The organism is Methylomonas rhizoryzae (genome assembly GCF_008632455.1).
Classification (GTDB): domain Bacteria; phylum Pseudomonadota; class Gammaproteobacteria; order Methylococcales; family Methylomonadaceae; genus Methylomonas; species Methylomonas rhizoryzae.
In genome coordinates this window covers 3,637,805-3,664,526 of the sequence record NZ_CP043929.1, presented here as the reverse complement: position 1 = coordinate 3,664,526, position 26,722 = coordinate 3,637,805, and the positions used below count along the sequence as shown (strand labels likewise).

21 protein-coding genes, 2 tRNA genes and 3 rRNA genes are annotated in these 26,722 nt (G+C 53.2%); 24 read left to right on the top strand and 2 right to left on the bottom strand.

Features of this window, described 5'->3' with window-relative positions:
• The first annotated feature begins 54 nt into the window (after window positions 1-54).
• From F1E05_RS16305 to F1E05_RS16295, 3 genes are read left to right on the top strand one after another with little or no spacing between them, the layout of a single operon-like run.
• Window positions 55-780 carry an adenosylcobinamide-GDP ribazoletransferase gene (locus F1E05_RS16305; protein ID WP_150050311.1) on the top strand — a complete coding sequence of 242 codons (726 nt, stop codon included), beginning with the start codon at window positions 55-57 and terminating at the stop codon, window positions 778-780.
• A complete protein-coding gene (bluB, locus tag F1E05_RS16300) occupies window positions 774-1,430 on the top strand; it encodes a 5,6-dimethylbenzimidazole synthase (RefSeq protein WP_150050309.1) in 657 nt (218 codons plus the stop codon). Before F1E05_RS16305 ends, bluB begins: the two co-directional genes overlap by 7 nt.
• Window positions 1,405-2,895 carry a cobyric acid synthase gene (locus F1E05_RS16295; RefSeq protein WP_197737385.1) on the top strand — a complete coding sequence of 497 codons (1,491 nt, stop codon included), beginning with the start codon at window positions 1,405-1,407 and terminating at the stop codon, window positions 2,893-2,895. Before bluB ends, F1E05_RS16295 begins: the two co-directional genes overlap by 26 nt.
• Window positions 2,896-2,996: 101 nt before the next feature.
• On the opposite strand, the gene F1E05_RS16290 is transcribed toward F1E05_RS16295, so the two are convergent.
• Complete coding sequence (locus tag F1E05_RS16290) at window positions 2,997-3,314, bottom strand: hypothetical protein (RefSeq protein WP_150050307.1); 318 nt, start codon at window positions 3,312-3,314, stop codon at window positions 2,997-2,999.
• Between the two features lie 183 nt (window positions 3,315-3,497).
• Between F1E05_RS16290 and queF the strand changes: the two genes are divergently transcribed.
• The 18 genes from queF to rrf all read left to right on the top strand — a co-directional run bounded on the left by queF (window position 3,498) and on the right by rrf (window position 20,666).
• Window positions 3,498-3,887, top strand: a complete 390-nt coding sequence (queF, locus tag F1E05_RS16285; protein WP_150050305.1) for a preQ(1) synthase — start codon at window positions 3,498-3,500, stop codon at window positions 3,885-3,887.
• Between the two features lie 12 nt (window positions 3,888-3,899).
• Entirely contained in the window at window positions 3,900-4,184 is a 285-nt protein-coding gene (locus tag F1E05_RS16280; RefSeq protein ID WP_150050303.1) for an EscU/YscU/HrcU family type III secretion system export apparatus switch protein, read from the top strand.
• Window positions 4,181-5,041 carry an archaetidylserine decarboxylase gene (gene asd / locus F1E05_RS16275; RefSeq protein WP_150050301.1) on the top strand — a complete coding sequence of 287 codons (861 nt, stop codon included), beginning with the start codon at window positions 4,181-4,183 and terminating at the stop codon, window positions 5,039-5,041. Before F1E05_RS16280 ends, asd begins: the two co-directional genes overlap by 4 nt.
• A 116-nt stretch (window positions 5,042-5,157) precedes the next feature.
• Entirely contained in the window at window positions 5,158-5,499 is a 342-nt protein-coding gene (yajC, locus tag F1E05_RS16270; protein ID WP_150050299.1) for a preprotein translocase subunit YajC, read from the top strand.
• A gap of 75 nt (window positions 5,500-5,574) precedes the next feature.
• The gene (secD, locus tag F1E05_RS16265; RefSeq protein ID WP_150050297.1) at window positions 5,575-7,422 is read left to right on the top strand and encodes a protein translocase subunit SecD; all 1,848 of its coding nucleotides are present in this window, start codon (window positions 5,575-5,577) and stop codon (window positions 7,420-7,422) included.
• Between the two features lie 45 nt (window positions 7,423-7,467).
• Complete coding sequence (ndk, locus tag F1E05_RS16260) at window positions 7,468-7,899, top strand: nucleoside-diphosphate kinase (RefSeq protein WP_150050295.1); 432 nt, start codon at window positions 7,468-7,470, stop codon at window positions 7,897-7,899.
• Window positions 7,874-8,989: a 23S rRNA (adenine(2503)-C(2))-methyltransferase RlmN gene (rlmN, locus tag F1E05_RS16255; protein ID WP_150050293.1), complete on the top strand. Its 1,116-nt coding sequence runs from the start codon at window positions 7,874-7,876 to the stop codon at window positions 8,987-8,989. The genes ndk and rlmN overlap by 26 nt, the downstream gene beginning before the upstream one ends.
• Complete coding sequence (gene pilW / locus F1E05_RS16250; protein ID WP_150050291.1) at window positions 8,979-9,746, top strand: type IV pilus biogenesis/stability protein PilW; 768 nt, start codon at window positions 8,979-8,981, stop codon at window positions 9,744-9,746. Before rlmN ends, pilW begins: the two co-directional genes overlap by 11 nt.
• A gap of 17 nt (window positions 9,747-9,763) precedes the next feature.
• Window positions 9,764-11,053 carry a histidine--tRNA ligase gene (gene hisS / locus F1E05_RS16245; protein ID WP_150050288.1) on the top strand — a complete coding sequence of 430 codons (1,290 nt, stop codon included), beginning with the start codon at window positions 9,764-9,766 and terminating at the stop codon, window positions 11,051-11,053.
• Window positions 11,054-11,088: 35 nt separating this feature from the next.
• On the top strand, window positions 11,089-11,742 hold the full coding sequence (locus F1E05_RS16240; RefSeq protein ID WP_150050286.1) for a YfgM family protein: 654 nt from the start codon (window positions 11,089-11,091) through the stop codon (window positions 11,740-11,742).
• Window positions 11,743-11,752: 10 nt separating this feature from the next.
• Window positions 11,753-12,970, top strand: a complete 1,218-nt coding sequence (gene bamB, locus F1E05_RS16235; RefSeq protein ID WP_150050284.1) for an outer membrane protein assembly factor BamB — start codon at window positions 11,753-11,755, stop codon at window positions 12,968-12,970.
• Between the two features lie 3 nt (window positions 12,971-12,973).
• Window positions 12,974-14,365 (top strand): ribosome biogenesis GTPase Der, encoded by a 1,392-nt coding sequence (der, locus tag F1E05_RS16230; RefSeq protein WP_150050282.1) that lies wholly within the window; start codon window positions 12,974-12,976, stop codon window positions 14,363-14,365.
• A gap of 92 nt (window positions 14,366-14,457) precedes the next feature.
• The gene (gene tpx / locus F1E05_RS16225; RefSeq protein WP_150050280.1) at window positions 14,458-14,958 is read left to right on the top strand and encodes a thiol peroxidase; all 501 of its coding nucleotides are present in this window, start codon (window positions 14,458-14,460) and stop codon (window positions 14,956-14,958) included.
• 351 nt (window positions 14,959-15,309) lie between these two features.
• A 16S ribosomal RNA gene (locus F1E05_RS16220) occupies window positions 15,310-16,844 on the top strand.
• 61 nt (window positions 16,845-16,905) lie between these two features.
• Window positions 16,906-16,982: transfer RNA gene (locus F1E05_RS16215), tRNA-Ile, on the top strand.
• 43 nt (window positions 16,983-17,025) lie between these two features.
• Window positions 17,026-17,101 (top strand) — tRNA-Ala (locus tag F1E05_RS16210).
• Window positions 17,102-17,411: 310 nt separating this feature from the next.
• Window positions 17,412-20,306: ribosomal RNA gene (locus F1E05_RS16205) — 23S ribosomal RNA — on the top strand.
• Window positions 20,307-20,550: 244 nt separating this feature from the next.
• Window positions 20,551-20,666: ribosomal RNA gene (gene rrf / locus F1E05_RS16200) — 5S ribosomal RNA — on the top strand.
• Together the 16S, 23S and 5S rRNA genes with 2 tRNA genes alongside form the textbook arrangement of a ribosomal RNA operon.
• Before the next feature lie 353 nt (window positions 20,667-21,019).
• On the opposite strand, the gene F1E05_RS16195 is transcribed toward rrf, so the two are convergent.
• Window positions 21,020-22,618: a tetratricopeptide repeat protein gene (locus F1E05_RS16195; protein ID WP_150050278.1), complete on the bottom strand. Its 1,599-nt coding sequence runs from the start codon at window positions 22,616-22,618 to the stop codon at window positions 21,020-21,022.
• Window positions 22,619-22,923: 305 nt separating this feature from the next.
• On the opposite strand from F1E05_RS16195, the gene F1E05_RS16190 reads away from it, so the two are divergent.
• The 3 genes from F1E05_RS16190 to F1E05_RS16180 all read left to right on the top strand — a co-directional run bounded on the left by F1E05_RS16190 (window position 22,924) and on the right by F1E05_RS16180 (window position 26,628).
• Window positions 22,924-25,155, top strand: coding sequence for a TonB-dependent siderophore receptor (locus F1E05_RS16190; protein WP_232056879.1), 2,232 nt, complete (start codon window positions 22,924-22,926; stop codon window positions 25,153-25,155).
• Window positions 25,156-25,170: 15 nt separating this feature from the next.
• On the top strand, window positions 25,171-26,346 hold the full coding sequence (locus F1E05_RS16185) for a PepSY-associated TM helix domain-containing protein (RefSeq protein ID WP_150050276.1): 1,176 nt from the start codon (window positions 25,171-25,173) through the stop codon (window positions 26,344-26,346).
• Between the two features lie 96 nt (window positions 26,347-26,442).
• The gene (locus F1E05_RS16180; protein WP_150050274.1) at window positions 26,443-26,628 is read left to right on the top strand and encodes a BTB/POZ domain-containing protein; all 186 of its coding nucleotides are present in this window, start codon (window positions 26,443-26,445) and stop codon (window positions 26,626-26,628) included.
• Window positions 26,629-26,722: the final 94 nt, after the last annotated feature.

Sequence of the window (26,722 nt, the reverse complement as noted above, 5' to 3'; positions counted from 1 at the left end):
AATGTGCGATTACAGTTCTCGTTTTTCTAAAGTCTTTATTTTCTTTCCCCGGTTATGGATTATTTCCTGCTAGCCATTCAATTTTTAACCCGTATTCCGGTCCGCTATCGCGTGTCGGCCTCGGGGCCGGCATTAGGCCGTAGCGCGCTGTATTACCCTTTGGTGGGCTTGTTGATCGGCGTGTTGCTGAACGTCGTCGCGCTGGCTTCGACCGCTGTCGGTGCCGAGCCGGCTGCCGCTGCATTGGTGTTGATGGTTTGGGTGTTGTTGACCGGCGGTTTGCATTTGGACGGTTTGGCCGATTGTGCCGACGCTTGGGTAGGCGGTTTGGGGGATAAGGAACGCAGTCTGCGCATCATGAAAGATTCGGCCGTCGGCGCGATTGCCGTGGTCGTGTTGGTGATGGTGCTGTTGCTGAAATGGTGTGCAATTTGGGTATTGATGTTGCAGCACAATTTAATCGTACTGATGCTGGTGCCGGTGTTGGGCAGAACGGCGATTTTATTGTTGATGCTGTCCACGCCCTATTGCAGCCCCCAAGGCTTGGCGGAAAAATTGTTGGAACATTTACCGACTTACGAAGCGCGTTGGGTTGTGGTGGTGTCGCTGTTTTTTGCCGGCATGTTTCTCGGCTGGGCGAACGTGCTGGTTGCCGGCGGCATATTGTTGTGGGTACGTTATGCGACGATGGAACGCTTGGGTGGAGCAACCGGCGACGTTTACGGTGCGGCGGTCGAGCTGGTGGAAACCGCGGCGTTGTTAGCGGTTGCCTTGTGGTAAACAAGCACCGATTCGACGATAGGGAAATCGCCGGCGTGTACCGGGCTATCGCCGAGCGCCGTGATATGCGGCATTTCCTGTCGGACCCGATCGAGCCGCAGTTGTTGGCGCGCATACTGCAAGCCGCGCATCAGGCCGGTAGTGTCGGTTTGATGCAGCCCTGGCGATTCATCCGCATTACCGATGAGCAATTGCGCAGGCGGATTCACGCCCTGGTCGAACGCGAACGCCAGCTTACCGCTGAGGCGTTGCGGCAACGTCGCGACGAGTTTCTGCGCTTAAAAGTAGAAGGCATTTTGGAATGCGGCGAGTTATTGGTGGCCGCATTGCCGCAGGGGCGAGAATCCCACGTGTTCGGGCGGCGTACCTTGCCGGAGATGGATGTGGCTTCGGCGGCTTGCGCGATACAGAATTTATGGTTGGCGGCGCGCGCGGAAGGTCTGGGCATGGGCTGGGTGTCGCTGTTCGACCCTTCGGCATTGGCAACATTGTTAGCCATGCCGGAAGGCAGTAAGCCCATAGCAATTTTATGTCTTGGTTACGTCCTCGAGTTTTACCCCAAGCCGATGCTGGAATGCGAACAGTGGGCGAGTCCGAAACCCCTGTCGGACATGGTGTACGAAAATGTTTGGGAGGCCGGTGATTCCTAAAGCCTTGATGGTGCAAGGCACGACCTCGGATGCCGGCAAAAGTACCTTAGTTACCGCGTTGTGCCGCTACTATCGGCGCTTGGGTGTCGCCGTCGCGCCATTTAAGCCGCAAAACATGGCACTTAACAGCGCGGTAACTGTCGACGGTGGAGAAATCGGCAGAGCGCAAGCCGTGCAAGCGGCGGCTTGCGGCTTGGCGCCGCACAGCGATATGAACCCGGTGTTGCTGAAACCCAATAGCGATACGGGCGCGCAAGTCATCATCCACGGCAAGGTGCACAGCAATCAAAGCGCCGGACAATATCACGATTACAAGCAACAGGCGTTGGCGGCGGTTTTGCAATCCTGGCATCGATTGACCGCGCAGTACCAAAGCGTCATCGTCGAAGGTGCCGGCAGTCCCGCCGAGATCAATTTACGCGACCACGACATCGCCAATATGGGCTTCGCCGAAGCGGCGGATTGTCCGGTGATTTTGATCGCCGATATAGACCGGGGCGGCGTGTTCGCGCACATTGTCGGCACCTTGGCCTTGTTAAGCGAAACCGAGCGCCGCCGGGTGATAGGGTTTGTGATCAACCGTTTTCGTGGCGATATTGGCTTGCTGCAACCGGGGTTGGATTGGCTTACCCGGCAAACCGGTAAACCGGTGTTGGCGGTGCTGCCTTATCTGCACGATTTATTTTTGGAGGCGGAGGACGCATTGGCGTATCGGCGCGCGCCAGGTGATGCAACTGAACAGCCGTTTCGAATCGTCGTGCCGCTGTTGCCCAGTTTCAGCAATCACACCGACTTCGACCCCTTGCAATTGCATCCGGGCGTTCAGGTGCAGTTCGCCCGCGCGCCTAGGCAAGTGGCGGGTGCGGATTTGCTGGTGCTGCCGGGCAGCAAGTCGGTGCGTAGCGACTTGCAACATTTGAAACAGCAAGGATGGGACGATTTCATCGCCCGGCATTTACGTTACGGCGGTAAATTGCTGGGTATTTGCGGCGGTTTTCAAATGTTGGGTCAGGCAATTCACGATCCGGCCGGGGTGGAAGGCGAACCGGGCAGTAGTCAGGGCTTAGGCTGGTTGGATATGGAAACGACTCTGCAGACCGAAAAATGTCTGCGGCAAGTAACCGGCACCTTCGCCGGGCAGCGCGTGGTGGTCGCAGGTTACGAAATTCACATGGGCACGACTGGTGGCCCGGCACTGGAGCGGCCGCTGTTCGATCTGGGTGATCGGCCGGACGGGGCGATCTCCGACGACGGGCAAATCGCCGGTAGCTATTTGCACGGCATGTTTGATTTACCGCAAGCCTGCGACGCGCTGTTGGCCTGGGCCGGATGCCATAAACGGCAAGCAGTGGATTTCGGTGAATTGCGCGAGGAGGGAATCGATACGTTAGCGGATTGCTGGCGGCAACATGCGGATTTTTCCGCGTTGGAGCTGGCTTTGCAAAGATTTTATGCAGGTGATTGAAGCGGTGCCCGCCTCAAGCGCGGCACGTTACTGATTCGGCGGCCGGCAAGCCGCTGTTGCCGGCCAATGCCCGTCCCCGAAACGGGGACGGATCATTTACCTCAATTCAACAGCCCCACGCTGTTGCTATTTAGATTGCCGACGGCGTTCCGGGCTTGACCGGGTTGACTACGGATTTCGTCAGCCACTTTGTCGGTCAGGTTTTTCGCTTGATTACGGTCTTCGATTTGGTCGGCGGCACTGTTTTCTTGGCCATTTGCCGCTTTGGCCAGCTTTAACGATTGATCGGATAGACTCACGCTATCGGTGCTGGTGTGATTTTTGGGTGGTTCCGCTTTAACCGGCTGCGGGGTCTTATTGGCTGTGGCTAATTGCGCGGAAACCGGGTTGGTTTTGGAATAGTTGGTGTTGATATCCATGATTAGCCTCCCATTCGGTGGAATGACGTTGCTAGCGATTCGAGCGAGCCTGATTGTAGCGCAATTACGGCAAAGAACAGCAAACATTCGCTCCAACTTATGCGGTTCATACCTGATAAAATCTACTCATAATGACGGCGGCTGCCGTTTCTTGCTTAAACTGTCATCAAATAGCCACAACACATGAGTACAAAACCAAGTTCAGAGCTGGGTACATTCGAAAATCCCAGACCGGCGCGCGACTTCACCATTCGTATCGATATTCCGGAATTTACCTGTTTATGTCCTATGACGGGACAACCCGATTTCGCAAAATTGATCTTGGAATACGTGCCCGACAAACTCTGTGTAGAACTTAAATCGCTCAAGCTGTACATGTGGACCTTTCGAGAGCGCGGAGCGTTTCACGAGGCGGTGACCAATGAAATCCTGGACCATATCGTCGCCGCGATTGCGCCGAACTTCATGCGTTTGCGTGCCGAATTCAACGTTAGAGGCGGCATTTACACGACGGTCATCGCCGAACATCGCAACCCGGCTTGGCAGTCGCCGATTTTGGTTCAACTGCCGTAGTATTCGGCGAATATGAGCGGTAGAACCTTTTTTAACAGCGACATTGCCGTTGCGTTGCAATACGACGGCAAAAACGCGCCGAAAGTCACGGCCAAAGGCGAAGGTTTTACTGCGCAACAAATTCTGGCGATTGCCGACCGGCACGGCATTCCGTTGCAAAACGAGCCCGAGCTGGCGCGGATTTTGGCGCACGTTCCGCTCGGCGACGAGATTCCTCAAGAGCTGTATATCGCTGTAGCTGAAGTAATTGCATTCGCTTATTTTCTAAGTGGCAAGACCCCCGAACGGAATTCATGAATCTTAAAACTCTCGCGGCCGTCTATCCGCAATATTTACTGCCTCATCACGCCCTATCCCTATTGATGTCGAAATTGACCCATTGCGAACATCCGGCGTGGAAGGATTGGTTAATCAACACGGTAATCCGTTTATACAATGTCGACATGGCCGAGGCCAAATATCCGGATCCGAAGCATTACGCCAGTTTCAACGCGTTTTTTACCCGCGAGTTGAAAGACGGGGCGCGGCCGATCTGTCGTGCAGCCGAAAGCATCGCCTGTCCGGCCGACGGCGTGGTCAGCCAAGCCGGGCGTATTCAGGACGGTCGCATCTTTCAGGCCAAGGGCCACAGCTATACGGCACTGGAATTATTGGGCGGTGACGCTCGCCGGGCCGAAGCTTTCGTCGACGGGAGTTTTGCGACCATTTACCTGTCCCCCAGAGACTATCATCGCTTGCATATGCCTTTGGCCGGAACCTTAACGGAAATGGTGCATGTGCCCGGGCGGCTATTCAGCGTCAACCATGCTACGGTTTCCTCGGTGCCGAATTTGTTTGCCCGTAACGAGCGTGTCGTTTGTGTTTTCGATACGGAGGTGGGGCCCATGGCTCTGATCTTAGTAGGGGCGATTTTCGTTTCCAGCGTCGAAACGGTTTGGCACGGCGTAGTGACTCCGCCAAGCAGCGCCAAGCCTAGAGTTTGGCAATATGCAACCGACGCCCCGCGTTTGGAAAAAGGCGCTGAAATGGGTCGCTTCAATATGGGCTCCACTATCATCGTGCTGTTCGGAGCGGATAAAACGACATGGAACGCGGATTTAACAGCCGGCCGGCCTCTTAGGTTGGGTGAGAATATAGGGCGGACGAATGGATAAATACTCCAAAATCAACCTGATATGCGCTAATGGCCGCGAATGTGGCATAATGGTGGACTACTTGGCGAACGCCATTATCTATACGTTGAAACGATAATAATTAGACGAGGAAAACGATGAGCTTTTTTATCTCAGACGCCGTGGCCCAAACCGCACCAGTCGTACAACAACCCGGTTTCGAAGGCATGCTGTTTCCGTTGGGTGTTCTGGTTTTCTTTTATTTCCTGTTTATCCGTCCGCAATCCAAACGCAACAAAGAACAAAAACAAATGTTGGCGGCCTTAAGCAAAGGCGCCGAAGTAGTCACTACCGGCGGGATTTTGGGTAAGGTCGCGGACGTCGACGACAATTTCGTCAAGCTGGAAGTGTCGGAAAACAGTTTCATTCAAGTACAGCGCCATGCTATCGCCAACATGATGCCTAAAGGAACTTATAAGTCTTTAAACAAGAAATCGTAAACAGGACGTCGCGCTCGGCGGCGCCAACCTGAACTTTACCCGCAGCGCCGCTTGCGCTGCCGTTATGGACGTATCATGCAAAATCATTTCCCGCTTTGGAAAAATATCCTGGTGTTAGCCGTTTTGGTGTTCGGCACGCTTTACGCGTTGCCTAATGTTTTCGGCAACGATCCGGCGGTGCAACTGGCATCCAATACCGCGACGCCGTTACAGCAGGGCCAAGCCGACGCGGTACGTGCGGCATTGGTCGAGGCCGGATTGCAAACCAAATCCTTGGACTTTAAGGACGGCAAAATCTTGGTGCGTTTTCCGGACACCGATCAGCAGTTGAAAGCCGCCGATTTGCTGCGCGGTAAGATGACCGGCAAAGTCACGGTAGCTCTGAATTTGGCTCCCGCTACCCCGGCGTGGCTAGGTGCTTTGGGCGCCGAGCCTATGTATCTGGGGTTGGATTTGCGCGGTGGGGTGCATTTTCTGCTGGAAGTGGATATGGATACCGCGATCAAGCAAGCCGACGAGCGTTATAACAACGACATTCGTAGTGCATTGCGCGAGGCTAAAGTCCGTTACCAATCGGTCAGCAAGGAAGGCGATACCCTGAAAGTGGTTTTGCCGGACGAAGAAAGCCGGGTTGCGGCGGCGGCCGTATTGAACAAGGATTTTCGTAATTTGGATTTGGCCGAAACAGGGCCTATGGAATTCAGTTTGACCATGCCCGAGCAGGAAATTCGCGCCATCAGGAAATCGGCATTGGAACAAAACATCACGACCCTGCGCAATCGCGTCAACGAGCTTGGGGTGGCGGAGCCTATCATTCAACAACAAGGCGACAGCCGTATCGTCGTGCAGTTGCCCGGCGTTCAGGATACCGCGCGGGCCAAAGAATTGTTGGGTACCACCGCAACCTTGGAATATCGATTGGTCGACGTCGAACACGACTTGAAAGCGGCTATCGACGGCCGGGTGCCGGTAGGTAGTCGTTTGTATTACGACAAGAACGGCGGACCGGTCTTATTGAAGCGCGCTGTGATAGTGACCGGCGATCAAATTACCGATGCGGCATCCGGCCTGGATCAAGATGGTAACCCGGCGGTGTTCATCACGTTGGACGGCGTCGGCGCCAAAAAAATGGGCAAGCTGACCTCCGAAAACATCGGTAAGCCGATGGCGGTGGTATTTATCGAATACAAATCCGAGACCCGAGTGGTCGATGGACAAAAAGTTCAGCACAAGGAAAAGGTCGAAAAAGTCATCAGTGTCGCGACCATTCGCGATTCCTTCAGCAAGCGTTTCCAGACCACCGGTTTGGAGAGCGCCCAAGAAGCCCGCAACTTGGCGTTATTGCTGAGAGCCGGGGCATTGGCCGCGCCGGTCGAGATCGTCGAGGAGCGGACCGTCGGACCTAGCTTGGGTCAGGAAAACATCGATCAGGGCATGTTATCGATCAACATCGGTTTTCTGTTGGTGGTCGTGTTCATGTTTGTGTATTACCGCACGTTCGGTTTGATTGCCAACTTTGCACTGGTATTCAACTTGGTGTTGCTGATTGCCATTTTGTCGCTATTACAAGCGACCTTAACCCTGCCCGGCATGGCCGGCATCGTATTGACCGTCGGTATGGCTGTGGACGCCAACGTGTTGATCAACGAGCGCATCCGCGAGGAATTGAGAAACGGCAACAGCCCGCAAGCCAGTATTTACGTCGGATACGAAAAGGCGTTCGCGACTATTTTGGACTCCAACATTACGACCTTGCTGGTCGCTTTGCTATTGTTCGGTCTAGGTACCGGGCCGGTCAAAGGTTTCGCCGTGGTGTTGTCTTTGGGTATTTTGACCTCGATGTTTACCGCTATCACCGGCACCCGTATGCTGGTCAACTGGATATACGGCGGTAATCGCCGCGTGGACACCTTATCCATCTAACTGTTTACCCCCTTTTTTCTTTTATTAAATTTGGAGCTTTAGACAATGGCTATCGAACGTACTTTCTCAATCATCAAGCCGGACGCGGTAGCGAAAAACGTGATTGGGGAAATTATCAGCCGCTTCGAAAAAAACGGTCTGCGCATCGTGGCGTGCAAAATGCTGCAATTGAGCCAAGAGCAAGCGGAAGGTTTTTATGCAGTGCACAAAGAGCGGCCTTTCTTTAACGATTTGGTCAAATTCATGATCTCCGGCCCTATCGTCGCCCAAGTGTTGGAAGGCGAAAACGCAGTGGCGAAAAATCGCGAACTGATGGGGGCGACCAATCCGAAAGAAGCCGCGCCGGGCACCATTAGAGCGGATTTCGCGGTCAGCATCGACGAAAACGCGGTTCACGGTTCCGACGGCCAAGACACCGCCGCGCAAGAAATCGCCTATTTCTTCTCAGCCGATGAACTTTGTGAGCGCATCCGCTAACACGGTGCCTATCAACTTGCTCGATCTGGACAGAAAAGGCCTGCAGGCCTTTTTTGCCGGTTTGGGCGAGAAGCCGTTTCGGGCCACTCAGGTGATGAAATGGATTTACCAGGAAGGCGTGGTCGATTTTGAACAAATGACCAACCTGAGTAAATCTTTGCGCGTTTACCTGCAAGAGCATTGCGTAATACGCACGCCGCAAATCGTCGTCGAGCAGCTGGCGACGGACGGTACGTGCAAATGGGCGATGCAAATGCATTGCGGCAATCGGGTCGAAACGGTGTTTATTCCGGAAGAACGCCGCGCAACCTTGTGCGTGTCGTCGCAAGTCGGCTGCGCGTTGGCGTGCAGTTTTTGCTCTACGGCGCAACAAGGGTTTAACCGCAACTTGAGCACTGCGGAGATCATAGGTCAATTGTTCTTGGCGCAGCAGCGTTTGGGGTCGGAGCGGCGCATCACCAACGTAGTCATGATGGGCATGGGCGAGCCCTTATTGAATTTCGATAACGTGGTCGCGGCGATGAATCTGATGATGGACGATTTCGCCTACGGCTTGTCCAAGCGGCGCGTTACCGTGAGCACTTCAGGGGTGGTGCCAGCCATGAATCGCCTCAACGAGGTTTGTGACGTCAGCATGGCCGTGTCTTTGCATGCGCCTTTCGACGAATTGCGCGATCAACTGGTGCCTATCAATCAAAAGTATCCGCTCGGCGAATTGATGGACGCCTGTCGCGCTTACGCGCAAAACGGCCCCCGCAAACATATCACGTTCGAGTACGTGATGCTGCACGGCGTTAACGATAGCCTGCAACATGCCAAAGCCTTGATAAAGCTATTGAAAACCGTACCGTCCAAAGTTAACTTGATTCCTTTCAATCCGTTTCCCCAATCACAATACCGCTGTTCGTCTATGAACGACATTCTGGCATTCCGCGACCTGTTGCATAACGCGGGTATCGTTACGACGGTACGTAAAACCAGAGGAGAGGACATCGATGCGGCCTGTGGCCAATTGGTGGGGCAGGTGCAAGATAAAAGCCGCCGGCATTTGAAATTGCCGGTAGCCAAAGCTGAATCGCATGTTTTATAAGCTTTTCGCGGCCCGTTGGGTTGCGATTTGTGTTGCCGGAGCCTTGTCTGCCTGCGGGCTATTGCCTAGTGACAGTGAGCATTTAAGTTCTGCGGAAAAAGCCGCTTTGAATGTGCAGATGGGGGTGCGTTACATGGAAATGGGGATGCTGGAGACTGCGGAACAAAAATTGGAAGCCGCTTACCGTCTGGATTCACATAACCCGGAAATTCTGAATGCGCTCGCGATATTTTACGAACGGGTGAAAAATTACGAACGCGCCGAAGAGTTTTATCAAGCAGCCGTTCGCGAGGACCCGGACAACTACAGTATAAAAAACAATTACGGAAGGTTGCTATGCGAGCGCGGTCAGGTGGCGGAAGGCATGGCGTTATTGGAAGTTGCGTTGGATTCGCCTATGAACCAGCGTACATGGTTGGCGCTGAGCAATGTCGGGATTTGCTATTTAGGGCAAAACGATGTGGTGCAGGGTGAAAGCTATCTTAGACGCGCATTGCAGGCTAACCCGGAATATTCCCCGGCGTTGCAAGCAATGATGAAGCTGAGCTACAACAACGGCCAATATATGTCTGCTCGGGCATTTTTGGAGCGTTATCAATCCGTCGCTAAACATAGTGCGGAAACCTTGTGGTTTGCGTTTCAAATAGAACGCGCGCTAGGCAACCAATCGGCGGCAGAACATTACAAGGAACAACTGCTGACCTTGTTTCCGACATCGAAACAGGCGCAGGCGGCAGCGAGCGATATTAATAAATAATCCCGTTACAAACACCCATGGCAAAACAACAACAGGTCATTCAGGCGATACGCGGCATGCACGACATTTTGCCTGAACAATCTCCCAGGTGGCATTGGCTGGAACAGCACGCCCGGCAAGTACTTTCCGCATACGGATATCAAGAAATACGCTTGCCGATTCTGGAAAAAACCGAGCTTTTCAAACGGTCGATAGGTGAAGTCACCGATATTGTCGAAAAAGAGATGTATACCTTCGACGATAGAAACGGCGATTCGTTGACGCTACGTCCTGAAGGTACAGCCGGTTGTTTGCGGGCATGTCTGGAACACGGTTTGTTGCATAACCAAGCGCATAGGCTGTGGTATTACGGAGCCATGTTTCGGCACGAGCGTCCGCAGAAAGGTCGCTACCGGCAGTTTTATCAATTGGGCGTGGAAACTTACGGCATGGCCGGTCCCGACGTCGACGCGGAAATGATTCAGTTGACCGATAGGTTGTGGCGGAAATTAGGCATTCGCGAAAAAGTCGTGTTGCAATTAAATTCCTTGGGAACGTGCGAGGAGCGGGCGGTATATCGCCAGCGTTTGGTCGACTATTTCAAACAACATATCGAATTGCTGGACGACGATAGCAAGCGTCGTTTGCATACAAATCCTTTGCGCATCCTGGATAGCAAAAATCCGGATATGCAATCGATGTTGCAATCCGCGCCGGTGTTGTTGAAGCATTTGGGCGAAGAAAGCCTGCGGCATTTCGATGACTTGAAAGCGATGTTGGACGCTTTGGGCATCGACTACGAGCTCAATACTCGCTTGGTCCGTGGCTTGGACTATTACGGTAAAACCGTATTCGAATGGGTTACGGACGATTTGGGTGCGCAAGGTACGATTTGTGCCGGTGGACGCTACGACGGCTTGATCGAGCAGTTGGGCGGCAGGGCTAACCATGCGATAGGATTCGCGATGGGTATGGAGCGTATTCTGGCGCTAATCGAACAGTTGCCTGAATTGAGCGTTCCGCAGCCGGTGGATGTGTATATGATTCGAGTCGGCGAAGCGGCGGAAAAAATCGGCTTATTACTTGGCGAGCGGATTCGCGACGAACTTGAAGGCGTAAAGCTACAAGTCAATTGCGGCGGCGGCAGCTTTAAAAGTCAGTTCAAGAAAGCCGATAAATCCGGTGCCGAACTGGCAATCATCATCGGCGAAGACGAGGCACTTAGCGGCGAAGTCGCGTTGAAAAATCTGCGCGTGGAACAGGCACAGGTTAATTTAAACCACGACGCCTTGCTGGAAACGCTGAAACATTGGGCCGAGAGCCGGTAATATTTAGCACTTTACCTATTCAAACGAGAACGACTGTGGCGATTTACGATACCGAAGAAGAACAACTGGAACAGTTAAAAAAGTGGTGGGAGACCAACAATACTTCGCTGATTGCAGGTGTAGTGACCGCAATCGTATTGGTGAGCGGCTGGAATTTGTGGCAAAGCCATCAGCAGGAACAGAGAAAACAAGCATCCCAGCTTTATCAACAGCTTTTGGCGAGTGGCGAGAAAAACGATTGGGGGCAATCAGAAAAACTTGCGGATCAACTCAGCGCGGGTTACGGGTCGCTCATCTATGCGGATTTTGCCGGGTTGGCAAAAGCCAAAGTTAAAGTGTTACAGGGTGATTTGGACGCGGCGAAAGCGATTTTGCAACAAGAAATCCAACAGTCCGATAGTCCGGAAGTGCGCCACGTCGCGCGTTTACGTTTGATTCAATTGATGTTGGCTACCGCCCGGTACGAAGAAGGCCTGAAACTGATAGCGCTGGTCGATCCCGCTAAATCGGAAGGTTTCTCGGCTGCCTATAGCGAATTGGAAGGCGATTTGTACGTGGCTTTGGATCGTCTGGATGAGGCGCGAACGGCTTACCAAGAGGCTATACGTACCGGCAAAACCACGGCGTTGACGCAATTTAAATTGGACGATATTGCCGCGCCTTCGTTTACCCCGCCAACCGGCAATTAAACCTTAAGCTATGACAATCAAGGTTTATGCCGCGCCGGCTCGCTACCTACTATTAGCGTCCTTATGTTTGCTCTTGGTGACGGGATGTGCGGGCTTGGATGCGGGACGCGAGCTGTTGTCCGGCTTGTCGGATTCCATATTCGGCGACGATGACAGCGCGGATCCACCGGCACAGCTGACCGAGTACACTGCGGAGTTACAAATCGAAACGGTGTGGAAAACTTCGATAGGAGACGGTGCCGAGAAGCAGCATTTAAAGTTGGCTCCGGTGGTGTTGGGGGATCGAATATACGCGGCTGCCCGCAACGGCTTGTTGCAGGCCCGTAACCTTGCCGACGGCGATTTGATTTGGAGCGCGGATAGTGGTTTGGAGTTTGCCGCAGGGCCGGGTATGGGGCGGCAGACCGTTATCATGGGGTGCTCGTCCGGCGTCGTTGTTGCCTATGATATCGGTAGCGGCGAACAGAAATGGCTGGTTAACGTGCCTAGCGAGGTGCAGGCGGTTCCTGTTGTCGCCGACGGCATAGTGGTGGTACGTACCACCGATGGGAAGATTATAGGCCTGAGAGAAGCGGACGGCGGGCAACTGTGGGTATCTGAAGTTAGCGTGCCTGCTTTGAGCATACGCGGAGCCGGAGCGCCTATCGCTATCGACGACTATATTATCGCCGGTGCGGCCAACGGCAAATTGCAAGCGCTACAGTTGAAAGACGGCAAGCAGTTGTGGGAGGCCACGGTTGCGGTTCCGAGCGGCCGCTCGGAAGTGGAGCGTTTGGTCGATTTGGATGTGGATCCGGTCGAAAGTCGCGGGGTGGTATTCATATCCAGCTTTAACGGTGGTACGTCGTCCGTTTCCGAAGTCGACGGAGATATTATCTGGCGCAACCCGGAAATTTCAACCAATACGGGCATTAGCGTCGATTGGCGCTATTTGTATATCAGCGATACACAAAGCGAAATTTCGCAATTGGACCAACGTAACGGCGCCTCGTTATGGAAACAGAAAGAATTGCATAATCGTCAGCTCACTGCTGCAATGGTGTATGACAGTTATGTGGTCGTGGGGGACTTCGAAGGCTATGTGCATTGGCTATCCACCAGTGACGGCAGGTTGTTGGGGCGAACTCAAGTTAGCAGCTCTCCTATCGAGGCCAAGCCGGTCATCGTAGACAGCGTCGTATATATTTACGCCAAAGACGGCACACTTGCCGCATTAAAAGCCAGATAATTCATGCTTCCCGTTATTGCATTGGTCGGCAGACCGAACGTTGGCAAATCTACCCTATTCAATTATTTAACGCGCAGCCGGGAAGCCTTGGTCGCCGACTATCCTGGTTTGACACGGGACCGTCAATACGGACGGGTCAAACGCGGGGAGCGTGACTGTTTGGTAGTCGATACCGGGGGTATTACCGACGAGATTCAAGGAATTGATGCGTTCGCCAAAAAGCAAGTTGAAGTCGCCTTGCAAGAAGCCGATGTCGTGTTTTTTTTGGTCGATGCGCGCGAGGGCATCAATGCTTCCGACGAAACCATAGCCGATATGTTGCGCAAGCTTGGTAAGCCCGTGGTTTTAGTCGTCAATAAAATCGACGGGGTGGATACCAGAGTGGTGACCGGCGATTTTTTCAGTTTAGGGCTGGGCGAGCCGGTGCCGATTGCCGCAAGCCATGGGCGAAACGTACACGAACTTTTGGCTCATATCGACGCGTTGTTGCCGGTTAGCGATGAGCCTATGGAAGAGTCTGACGCGGGCATTGCGATTGCCATCGTCGGCAGACCGAATGTCGGCAAATCGACGTTGGTTAATCGATTGCTTGGCGAAGAGCGGGTAGTGGTGTTCGATGAAGCGGGCACTACCCGCGATAGTATTTATATCCCGTTCGAGCGCAACGGCCATCAATTTACCCTCATCGATACAGCGGGCATGCGGCGTAAGTCGCGGGTATCGTTAGCGGTGGAAAAATTCAGCATCATCAAATCCTTGCAGGCGATAGAGAAAGCGCATGTGGTCATTTATTTGATTGATGCGCGCGAAGGCGTAACCGATCAAGATGCTCACATTCTCGGATTGGTATTGGAGGCCGGTCGGGCACTGATTATCGGCCTAAACAAATGGGATGGTTTAAGTTCCGAGCATAGGGAATTTGTCAAAAAACAAATTGAGATGAAACTGTCGTTTTTAGATTTTGCGGAAAAACATCCGATTTCCGCACTACACGGCAGTGGGGTCGGTAAGTTGTTTGATGTCGTGCAAAGTCTCTACGATTCCACGATGATCGACATGTCAACTCCGGAATTAACGCGGATTCTGAATGACGCGGTTCAACAGCATCAGCCTCCAATGGTAGGGGGGAGAAGGATTAAGCTCAAATACGCCCATCAAGGAGGTAGGAATCCGCCGGTAGTCGTAATTCACGGCGTGCAAACCGATGCGTTACCGGGTGCGTATAAGCGTTACTTGATGAATTATTATCGAGAGCAGTTAAGATTGCAGGGAACCCCGGTGAGGTTGGTGTTCAAATCCCCGGAAAATCCATTTCAAGGACAAAAAAATAAATTAACCGAAAGGCAGATCAAGAAGCGCAAACGGCTAGTCGAGTTTACTCGGCGAAAAAAATAACAGGTTTTGCCGATTCAATAACGTGTTGTGGATGAACGAATGTTGCTGTCGGTCAAGCTGGAATGGTCATTGGTTACAAATAGGAAAGGTTAATGGCGACGATCACATTTCAAGGTAAGCCTATAACAACAAATGGAAATCTGCCGAATTTGGGACAAATTGCTCCGGCTTTCATGCTTACCAATCGCAAACTGCAAGATGTAGGCTTGGAGAAGTTCGCCGGCAAACGTAAGTTACTACATATAGTGCCTAGTTTGGATACGCCAACTTGCGCGACGTCGACCCGAAAATTCAACGAAAAAGCGGCTCAACTGAACAACACTGTGGTGCTGGCGATTTCAGCCGATCTGCCTTTCGCCCAGGCTCGGTTTTGCGAATTGGAGAGCATAAAAAACCTCATAGCGCTGTCGACCTTTCGCTCCAAATTTGCCGAGGATTACGGTGTGTTGTTGCTAGACAGTGTGCTGGCGGGCTTAACTGCTAGGGCTATTGTGATTTTAGATGAGTTGGATATCGTGATTTACTCGCAACTGGTGGCTGAAATAACCGAGGAACCTGATTACGCCGCTGCGTTGCAGGTTTTAGCTGAATAACTTTTGATGTGTTTGTTGACATTGCTTGAATTAGCGCTATAATGATCGGCTCCTTTCGAGAGAGTGGAAGATTGTAGGGATGTGAGGGGATTGCGCAGGGTGTGCGAAGCTCGGGAAGGTGGAAAAAATAAGTTTGACAAGTCTGTGAAATGCTGTAGAATGCACAGGCTCAACGGGGCGCTAAGCCGCCGGCTCTTTAACAAGAAAATCGAAATAATGTGTGTGGGCATGTAGGGCGACGAATTTCTGTTAAGAAATAGTCGACATACAGACCACGTCAATTAATGTAATGCACGTTCTGTAGTCGAGTCAAGATTGGATACTAATCTTTCTTAGTATCGCTTTAGATTTAAACTGAAGAGTTTGATCATGGCTCAGATTGAACGCTGGCGGTATGCTTAACACATGCAAGTCGAACGCTGATAAGGTGCTTGCACCTTTGATGAGTGGCGGACGGGTGAGTAATGCATAGGAATCTGCCTATTAGTGGGGGATAACGTGGGGAAACTCACGCTAATACCGCATACGATCTACGGATGAAAGCAGGGGACCTTTTGGCCTTGCGCTAATAGATGAGCCTATGTCGGATTAGCTAGTTGGTAGGGTAAAGGCCTACCAAGGCGACGATCCGTAGCTGGTCTGAGAGGATGATCAGCCACACTGGGACTGAGACACGGCCCAGACTCCTACGGGAGGCAGCAGTGGGGAATATTGGACAATGGGCGCAAGCCTGATCCAGCAATACCGCGTGTGTGAAGAAGGCCTGAGGGTTGTAAAGCACTTTCAATGGGAAGGAATACCTATCGGTTAATACCCGGTAGACTGACATTACCCATACAAGAAGCACCGGCTAACTCCGTGCCAGCAGCCGCGGTAATACGGAGGGTGCAAGCGTTAATCGGAATTACTGGGCGTAAAGCGTGCGTAGGCGGTTTTTTAAGTCAGATGTGAAAGCCCTGGGCTTAACCTGGGAACTGCATTTGATACTGGAAAACTAGAGTTGAGTAGAGGAGAGTGGAATTTCAGGTGTAGCGGTGAAATGCGTAGAGATCTGAAGGAACACCAGTGGCGAAGGCGGCTCTCTGGACTCAAACTGACGCTGAGGTACGAAAGCGTGGGTAGCAAACAGGATTAGATACCCTGGTAGTCCACGCCGTAAACGATGTCAACTAACCGTTGGGCGCTTTAAGTGCTTAGTGGTGGAGCTAACGTATTAAGTTGACCGCCTGGGGAGTACGGCCGCAAGGCTAAAACTCAAATGAATTGACGGGGGCCCGCACAAGCGGTGGAGCATGTGGTTTAATTCGATGCAACGCGAAGAACCTTACCTACCCTTGACATCCAGAGAATCTGTTAGAGATAGCGGAGTGCCTTCGGGAACTCTGAGACAGGTGCTGCATGGCTGTCGTCAGCTCGTGTCGTGAGATGTTGGGTTAAGTCCCGTAACGAGCGCAACCCTTATCCTTAGTTGCCAGCGGTTCGGCCGGGAACTCTAGGGAGACTGCCGGTGATAAACCGGAGGAAGGTGGGGACGACGTCAAGTCATCATGGCCCTTATGGGTAGGGCTACACACGTGCTACAATGGCCGGTACAGAGGGTTGCGATCTCGCGAGAGCAAGCTAATCCCAAAAAGCCGGTCTTAGTCCGGATTGCAGTCTGCAACTCGACTGCATGAAGTCGGAATCGCTAGTAATCGCAGATCAGAATGCTGCGGTGAATACGTTCCCGGGCCTTGTACACACCGCCCGTCACACCATGGGAGTGGGTTGCAAAAGAAGTAGGTAGTTTAACCTTCGGGAGGGCGCTTACCACTTTGTGATTCATGACTGGGGTGAAGTCGTAACAAGGTAGCCCTAGGGGAACCTGGGGCTGGATCACCTCCTTACAAAGACAGAAACGGCTCTACGTGCTCACAACACATTATTTCGATACCACACGACACACCTGGGTCTGTAGCTCAGTTGGTTAGAGCGCACCCCTGATAAGGGTGAGGTCGGAGGTTCAAATCCTCCCAGACCCACCAACGCATACACAAAGCACGAATAAGCGTGTAGTGAATCGTATTCGGGGCCATAGCTCAGCTGGGAGAGCGCCTGCCTTGCACGCAGGAGGTCGGGAGTTCGATCCTCCCTGGCTCCACCATTCTGTGACGTCGATCTGAAGTCAAGATGCCGGCATCAACTCTATAAGCTTTTACGGTCAAGAGACCTTGCGTCGTTGGCCTTAAGACTTTATAGACTTGATATTTGTATCAAGTGCTCTTTAACAATATGGAAATCTGTAAACAAGTCTTGATCGGAAACGATCAAAACTGATGCGAATTGCCGTTTAATCGGTCTCGAAAGAGGACGGTGAAAACAGCAAATCGTTCTCAAGCAACATCAGCGAACATGTCAGCTGACTAGAATAACACCATCGACTGTGCTCAAACACAGACGCATTCGGGTTATATGGTCAAGTGAATAAGCGCATACGGTGGATGCCTTGGCAGTCAGAGGCGATGAAAGACGTGGTAGCCTGCGAAAAGCGTCGGGGAGGTGGCAAACAACCTGTGATCCGGCGATGTCTGAATGGGGAAACCCGGCGAGGATAACCTCGTCATCTTTGAGTGAATACATAGCTCACTGAAGCGAACCCGGAGAACTGAAACATCTAAGTACCCGGAGGAAAAGAAATCAACCGAGATTCCCTTAGTAGTGGCGAGCGAACGGGGACCAGCCCTTAAGTGGTTGACGAGTTAGTGGAACGGTCTGGAAAGTCCGGCGATACAGGGTGATAGCCCCGTACACGAAAACTCATTGATCATGAAATCGAGTAGGTCGGCGCACGTGAAACGTTGACTGAATATGGGGGGACCATCCTCCAAGGCTAAATACTCCTGACTGACCGATAGTGAACCAGTACCGTGAGGGAAAGGCGAAAAGAACCCCGGAGAGGGGAGTGAAATAGAACCTGAAACCGTATGCGTACAAGCAGTGGGAGCCCCTTCGTGGGGTGACTGCGTACCTTTTGTATAATGGGTCAGCGACTTACATTTTGTGGCAAGCTTAACCGAATAGGGGAGGCGTAGGGAAACCGAGTCTTAATAGGGCGTTCAGTCGCAAGGTGTAGACCCGAAACCGGGCGATCTATCCATGACCAGGTTGAAGGTGTGGTAACACACACTGGAGGACCGAACCCACTCCCGTTGAAAAGGTAGGGGATGAGTTGTGGATCGGAGTGAAAGGCTAATCAAGCTCGGAGATAGCTGGTTCTCCTCGAAAGCTATTTAGGTAGCGCCTCGTGTATCACTCTCGGGGGTAGAGCACTGTTTCGGCTAGGGGGTCATCCCGACTTACCAAACCGATGCAAACTCCGAATACCGAGAAGTGCGAGCACGGGAGACACACGGCGGGTGATAAGGTCCGTCGTGAAAAGGGAAACAGCCCAGACCGTCAGCTAAGGTCCCCAAATCTATGCTCAGTGGGAAACGATGTGGAAAGGCCCAGACAGCCAGGAGGTTGGCTTAGAAGCAGCCACCCTTTAAAGAAAGCGTAATAGCTCACTGGTCGAGTCGGTCTGCGCGGAAGATTCACCGGGGCTAAGCATAGTACCGAAGCTACGGGTTCATCGAAAGATGAGCGGTAGAGGAGCGTTCTGTACGCCTGCGAAGGTCGATTGAAAAGTCGGCTGGAGGTATCAGAAGTGCGAATGCTGACATAAGTAACGATAAAGGGGGTGAAAAACCCCCTCGCCGTAAACCCAAGGTTTCCTGCGCAACGTTAATCGACGCAGGGTTAGTCGGCACCTAAGGCGAGGCCGAAAGGCGTAGTCGATGGAAAACAGGTTAATATTCCTGTACCAGTGATCACTGCGATGGGGTGACGGAGAAGGCTATATCAGCTGTCGGTTGGAAGTGGCAGTTTAAGCAAGTAGGCAGGTCTCTTAGGCAAATCCGGGAGGCTATATGCTGAGACGTGATGACGAGTGGTTCCTCGGAACCGCGAAGTGATAGATGCCAAGCTTCCAAGAAAAGCCTCTAAGCTTCAGGTGATCGGTGGCCGTACCCTAAACCGACACAGGTGGGTGGGATGAAAATTCTAAGGCGCTTGAGAGAACCCAGGTGAAGGAACTAGGCAAAATGATACCGTAACTTCGGGAGAAGGTATGCCCTTGGTACGTGTAAGCCCTCGCGGCTGAAGCGGAAGGGGGTTGCAAAAAATCGGTGGCTGCAACTGTTTAGCAAAAACATAGCACTCTGCAAACACGAAAGTGGACGTATAGGGTGTGACGCCTGCCCGGTGCTGGAAGGTTAATTGATGGGGTTATCCGTAAGGAGAAGCTCTTGATCGAAGCCCCAGTAAACGGCGGCCGTAACTATAACGGTCCTAAGGTAGCGAAATTCCTTGTCGGGTAAGTTCCGACCTGCACGAATGGCGTAATGATGGCCACACTGTCTCCACCTGGGACTCAGTGAAATTGAAATCGCTGTGAAGATGCAGTGTACCCGCGGCTAGACGGAAAGACCCCGTGCACCTTTACTATAGCTTGACACTGGACTTTGAACCTACTTGTGTAGGATAGGTGGGAGGCTGTGAAGCAGGAACGCTAGTTCTTGTGGAGCCATCCTTGAAATACCACCCTGGTATGTTTGGAGTTCTAACCTCGACCCGTGATCCGGGTTAGGGACAGTGTCTGGTGGGTAGTTTGACTGGGGCGGTCTCCTCCTAAAGAGTAACGGAGGAGCACGAAGGTACCCTCAGCCTGGTCGGAAATCAGGCAATGAGTGCAAAGGCATAAGGGTGCTTGACTGCGAGACGGACAAGTCGAGCAGGTACGAAAGTAGGTCTTAGTGATCCGGTGGTTCTGTATGGAAGGGCCATCGCTCAACGGATAAAAGGTACGCCGGGGATAACAGGCTGATACCGCCCAAGAGTTCATATCGACGGCGGTGTTTGGCACCTCGATGTCGGCTCATCACATCCTGGGGCTGAAGCAGGTCCCAAGGGTATGGCTGTTCGCCATTTAAAGTGGTACGCGAGCTGGGTTCAGAACGTCGTGAGACAGTTCGGTCCCTATCTGCCGTGGGCGTTTGAGATTTGAGGGAAGCTGCTTCTAGTACGAGAGGACCGAAGTGGACGAACCTCTGGTGTTCCGGTTGTTTTGCCAAGAGCATTGCCGGGTAGCCACGTTCGGACAGGATAACCGCTGAAAGCATCTAAGCGGGAAGCCCCTCCCAAGATGAGATCTCACTGGGACCTTGAGTCCCCTGAAGGGCCGTTGGAGACGACGACGTTGATAGGCACGGTGTGGAAGTCCGGTAACGGGCGTAGCTAACGTGTACTAATTGCCCGTGAGGCTTGACCATATAACGCCCAATGCGTTTGGTCAGCGACAGTAGCTGAAAAGTAAGAGAACAATCGCAACTACAGATTTCCATAGGGCAGGTACAAGAAGCAAGGTACAAGGTTCAAAAAACCGGAAGCCTTTATCAATACTGCTCATGACGAAGGGAAACGAAAGGTAAAGTAGGATAGACGCTACACGGCGAAGCGCCGCTGTTTTGAACCCTGAACTTTTTACCTTGCGCCTAACCCCTTCAAACCAGTTTGCTTGGTGACCATAGCAAGCGTGAACCACCCGATCCCATCCCGAACTCGGAAGTGAAACCGCTTCGCGCCGATGATAGTGTGGCAGTTTGCCATGTGAAAGTAGGTCATCGCCAAGCTCTTATTCTTAAGCCCATCCCTCGATGGGCTTTTTTATGCGTGTAAAGTAAGCGATCTATAGACAGCGTCTATATCAGTTGCTCGAAAGAAGCGAAGATAGTGTCCACTTATAATGAGGTGGACACTTATGAAGGAGCAGATTACTCGCTTATCGCGCCTATTGGTCGTAGGACACGGGCGAGATGGCCGATGTCTTTACCGGGATGGTGCACTAGCGTTGTCGTTTTCCGCTGGAAAAAGTTCGACTTGGAGCTTGAGTAATTAGTCAATATATTAATGAACGAACTACTAGACAACACCATTCGGGAGTTTTGTTTCCGCTCGATAAGGCCAGGCTTAGCCTGGAGCAGCGTCAGGCCGCCGCTTGCGGTTTGATGTCAAAAGCCACGCACACCCGTTCCTGATCGGACTGGAACGGAATGGTGCGGTGGAATAGCGAGGACGGAAACAGTACCAGATCGCCGACCGCTTGATCGACGATTTTGCTGGGGAAGTCGTCGTGCAGGCGCGGGTAATCGTCGCCGTCGGTACCGTATTCGAAACTGCCGGCGTGCTCGCCGCATTTGTCCGGTAGTTGCAGGTAGACGCAACCGCTGATCCAGCCTTCTTCGTGGATATGCGAGGTCAGATAGCCGCCTTGGTTCATGCGTAAATACCAGGAGCTGGCGAATTCCAAGTCTTTCGGAAACAGCTTGATCAGGGAGTCGTCGCAGCCGGCGAAATGCTTCCGGTAGGCTTTGACTTTGGCGCGGATCAGCGCGGCCAGCTGTTGAAACGAGGGTTCGGCCCGTTGTAACAGGTTACCGGCCGATTGGATGCCGTAATACAGCCGGCCCTGCTTGCGTTCGGCAATGGCCAGGGATTTTATGTCGCTCAGGAGTTGGCGTAACAGCGGACTGTTCGGTGCGGACAATTCGGCGATGTGGGTGTGCTGTACGAAGCGCATCGGCTCGCGGCAGAAGTGGTAAGGATTGTCCAGTTTAAAGTTGGTGGCGTAATGGGTGGACAGGGTGCCGACCAGTATCGAAGCATGCTGTCGTTGCTCGGTGAATTGGTTTAGCCGTTGTTTGAAGTCGTCGAATTGGCTGGTTTTATACAGGCATTGCAACACGCGCTCTTGCGCGTCGGCGAAATCGGACGCGCTAAAGTAAGGGATGGCTTGCTGCAATTGTCCGCCCAGGCTGTAGCTTTCTGCCAGGTTGTAATTGGCGCGGGCGTGCTTGGGATCGGCCTTCAGGGCTTCCCGGTAGCAGCGCACCGCATCTTCCATGTTGCCTTGATCGCGGTAGGTTTCGCCCAAATCGTTCCAGGCGTCGGCGAATTGCGGATCCAGCCGCAAAGCCTGTTCGAACGCCGCTATCGCCGCGTGGTGTTCGCCTTGGCCGTACAGCACGGTGCCCAGATTAAAATGGCCTTGGGCATCCGTCTGTATGGTCAAGGCCTGTCGGTAGCATTGTTCGGCCCCCTGCAAATCGCCGCGTTGCTGCAATACGGTACCCCAGTTGGCCCAGGCTTGGTAAAAGCCGGGTTGTTGATCGACCGCTTGCCGGTAGTGTTTGGCCGCATCGGACCACTGACTTTGCTGTTGCAGCAAGGTACCGAGATTGAAATGGGCGACTGTCAATTGAGGCTTGAGTTGCAGGGCTTTGCGGTAACAGGCCAGAGCGGCTTTGAGGTCGCCCAGTTCGGTATTGATCGCGCCCAGGTTGAAATGGATCTCCGCGACGTTGGGGTCCAAGCTCAACATTTTGCGGAAGCTGGCCGCCGCGTCGCGCAGCTTGCCTTGCGCTTGCTGGCTCATGCCCAACAGATTCAGCAAACCCAGCGATTTCGGATACTGCGCCAACAAGGCGAGGGCTTGGGTTTCGGCCGAATGGAACTGGCCGCTTTGAACCAGACGGTGGATCGAATTAAGTTGGCTGGGATCGGGTTGTTTGGCAACGGTTTTCATAACGAATCGCTGGCGGTGAGGTGTCTGATGCTTAAGGGGGATAGAGATTGTGTCCGGCGGCTATGCGAGTGCTGCTTATGGTAACGCGTTTAGCGGCGTTTCCGAACAGGCCGGATTAACCGGAGGGGAAAGGCTAGGGAGTCGAATAAGATAAAAACATAATTGAGAATCGTTATTATTCATAGTAATATCGCTTGCAACTCAAATTTGCAGGTGAAGCAATGACTAAACGAATGGTACATGCGCGAGCGCGGACTCGTGTCCGGTCAGGTTTTGGTAAAGCGGCGGCCATCGCGTTGGCATTGGTGCTCGCGCCGCTGGAATTAAGCGCTCAAGAGCAAACGGCGGCTGATAACAATGCCCGGCCGGCCAAGTCGCAAACCGATAAACGCCGCGAGCTTGCAGTTGGCAGCGCGCAAACCTTGCCCGAGGTGGCGGTGGTCGGTGAAAACGCCGGCAGCGCGGCGGCACCGGTAAAAGGTTATGTCGTGGAACAATCGGCGTCGGGTTCTAAAACCGATACGCCGCTGATCGAAGTGCCGCAGTCGATTAGCGCGGTCAACAGGGACGAATTCGTTGCCCGCGCGGCGCAAAGCGTTAGCGAGGCGGTGGCTTATACGCCCGGCGTGGTGACGGGGCTTTTCGGCCCTAGTACCCGCGACGACTATTTTATTCTGCGCGGTTTCGAAGGTACCCAGTACCTGGACGGTACCCGCTTGATGAGTTCCAGTTCTTCGTATGCGCAATTGCGGGTCGATCCTTACGGCTTGGAGCGGATCGAAATCCTGCGCGGACCGTCTTCGGTGTTGTACGGGCAAAATCCGCCGGGCGGCTTGGTCAATATGATGAGCAAACGGCCTACCGAAACCCCGTTTCATGAAATCCAGTTTCTGGGCGGCAGTTACGACAGGGTGCAAGGCAGCCTGGATTTAAGCGGGCCGGTGGCGAGCCGAAACGATTTGTTTTACCGCTTGGTAGCGATGGGCCGCAACGCCGATACCCAGGTCGATTTCGTGGAAGACAACCGTTACTACGTCGCGCCCAGTTTTACCTGGAAGCCGAGCGACGCGACCAGTTTTACCTTTTTGAGCCACTATCAAAAAGACGAAACCGGCAACGCGATGCAGTTTTTGCCCTATGAAGGCACGGTGTTGGCCAACCCCAACGGCCGCATTCCGAGCAACCGCTTTCTGGGTGAGCCCGGATTCGACGGTTATGAACGCGAGCAGTTTGCGGTGGGCTATGGGTTGGATCATCGCTTCAACCACATTTTCACGGCGCGGCAGAATGTGCGTTACGCCAATGTCAGCAGCGATTACCGCGGTATTTTCCCGGATTATTACTACGGCTTTGATGCCGACAAGGGCGAGCTTATTCCCGGCCTTAGCTTCGTGGATGCGCAAATGACCAAGATTAACCGGTACGGCGCGCGCTACAAGGACCAGACCCATACTTTTACGCTGGATAATCAGTTACAAGCCGATTTTGCCACCGGCGATGTTGAACACGTAGGCTTGGTCGGTTTGGATTTCAGGCATTTTACCGGCGATAGAAAGCAAGGCTTTACCGATTTTGAATTGCCCGAACTGGTGTTGGATGTTTATAACCCGACCTACGGCAATGCGTTTCAGGAACCCGTGTTGGACTCATCCAGAAGTCAGCAACTGGACCAAGTCGGGCTGTACGCACAAGACCAGCTTAAATGGAATCGTTGGATTGCGACTATCGGTATTCGCCACGATTGGGCGACCACCCAAACCGGTAACGATGGCCTGATCGATCCGTCGCGCGACGACGAAGCCTTCACCTACCGGACCGGACTGGGCTACCAGTTCGACGCGGGCGTCGTGCCTTACTACAGTTATTCGGAATCGTTCGATCCGATTGCCGATAGCGATTTTTTCGGCAAGGCTTTCAAACCCACAACGGGGCAACAGCATGAATTCGGCGTCAAGTATCAACCGGTCGGATATAACGCCTTATTTACGGCAGCGCTGTTTCATTTAGTCCAGCAAAATGTGTTAACCGCCGATCCTGAGCCTTCGCATGTAGGTTATAACATTCAAACCGGCGAGGTGCGTTCGCAAGGGGCGGAATTGGAGGGCAAGGCCAGTCTGGATGTCGGTTTGGACGTAGCCGCATCCTATACCTATACCGATACCAAAGTAACCAAATCCACGATTGCCTCCGAATTAGGCAACAATTTGACTTATACACCGGAGCATCAAGCCGGGTTATGGCTCGATTACACGCAACGGCAAGGCGATTTCGCAGGCTTGGGTTTGGGCGGTGGGTTGCGTTACGCGGGCGGCAACTACGGCGATTTGGCCAACAGTTTGAAAACGCCGTCTTACGTGGTGGTGGATGCGGCCGTGCACTATGAATTAGGCAAGTTGCACAGCAAATTGAACGGCTTGCGTTTAGGGGTGAATATGGCCAATCTGCTCGATCACGAGTATTTCACTACCTGTTACGGCGGTAATTGTTTTTACGGCAACCGCCGCACCGTACTGGCCAGTTTGCGCTACAACTGGTAGGCGCGAAGTCCCGCCATGCGAAAGCTTTGGGCGCGCTTACACCGCTATCTTGGCTTGACCGCCGCCTTGTTTTTGTTGCAAGCCAGTTTGACCGGGTGCATCATCGCCTACCAGCAGGAATTGGACGCGTGGCTGAACCCCGAGCTGTTTTATAGCTCCGCTCAGGGCGCGGCGCTAACCGACGCGCAACTGCTGTCCGCCTTGCAGCGCGAGCTACCCGAATACCGTGTGGTGTCGTTACCACTGCAACGCGTCGCCGGCCGCGCGGCGAAAATTACCCTGAGGCCTACGCAAGCCGACATGCCGGCGGCGTATGACGAGGTGTTCGTCGATCCGGTAGACGGCAAAGTGTTGGGCGGGCGAATATGGGGGGCGTGCGGCTTGGAACGCAAGCAGCTGATCCCATGCGTTTACGTGCTGCACTACAGCTTGCAATTGCCGGGCGAGATCGGCTTGTGGGTGATGGGTATAGTAGCGGTGATCGTGCTGCTGGAAACCCTGATCGGTTTTTATCTGAGCTTACCGCAAACGGCCTTAGCGCTAGTCCGCCGGGAGGCCGGGGCCAGCCGGCAATCTTGGCGCACCGCTTGGCGGATTAAACCCGGCGCACGAGGCAAACGCTTGAATTTCGATCTACATAGGGCCGGCGGCTTATGGCTTTCCGGGTTTTTGCTGATCCTGTCGGTTTCGGCGATTTCGCTGAATTTGCGGGATGCCTTGTTCGAGCCGCTAGTCGGCCTGTTTAGCGATTTTACCCCTAGCCCGTTCGATGCGCGCGACGACCGGGCCGAGGCGGAGCCGGTCGAAGCTGCGGTATCTTTCGTCATGGTCTTGGATCGGGCGCAAATAGAGGCCGACGCGCGGCACTGGACCAAGCAGCGCTCCAGCGTGTTTTATAACGCCCAATACGGCATTTTCGGGGTCGGATACGGCGATGCCGACGGCTTAGGGGCGGATTATCTGTATTACGACGGCCAAACTGCCGCATACTTGGACGACTATTTGCCGGGCCAAGGTACGGCCGCCGACATTTTCGACGCTTGGCAATTGCCCTTGCACAGCGGGCGGATAGCCGGCTTACCGGGGCGCGTGGCGGTATCCGTGCTGGGCTTGGCCATTGCCGTGCTGGTCGTGACCGGTTTCAGGATATGGTGGCATAAGAGCGGGAGATCGGCAACGCGCCGCTCCTGACTCGGGGCATGGGGCAAAACCGCAAGCGGCGGGCTTAAGTTCGGTTTAAGTCGAATTTCGCAAAGTGAGCGCCGATCCAAGCGTTTCGAGGGTTTTATGGATAATTCCGTTTGTTCCAACTATCAACTGGCAGCCAAGTTAAAAGGTAGTCTGTACCTCAGCCAAGACGGCAGCGTGAAATTTTGCGCGACCGGCCCGTTATTGGAGCTGCCGATCGATTTCAAAGAATGGCATCTTCCGCTTCGCGACCAACGCAATGAATGCAAAATACCGGTGCAATAAAACCCGTTTGTCGTATGAGTGGCCAATCTTGATCCCGGAAAATGGGTAATTGCTTCGGCTAACCCGCATTCGGTGCGTCAATGCCCGCCGTCTA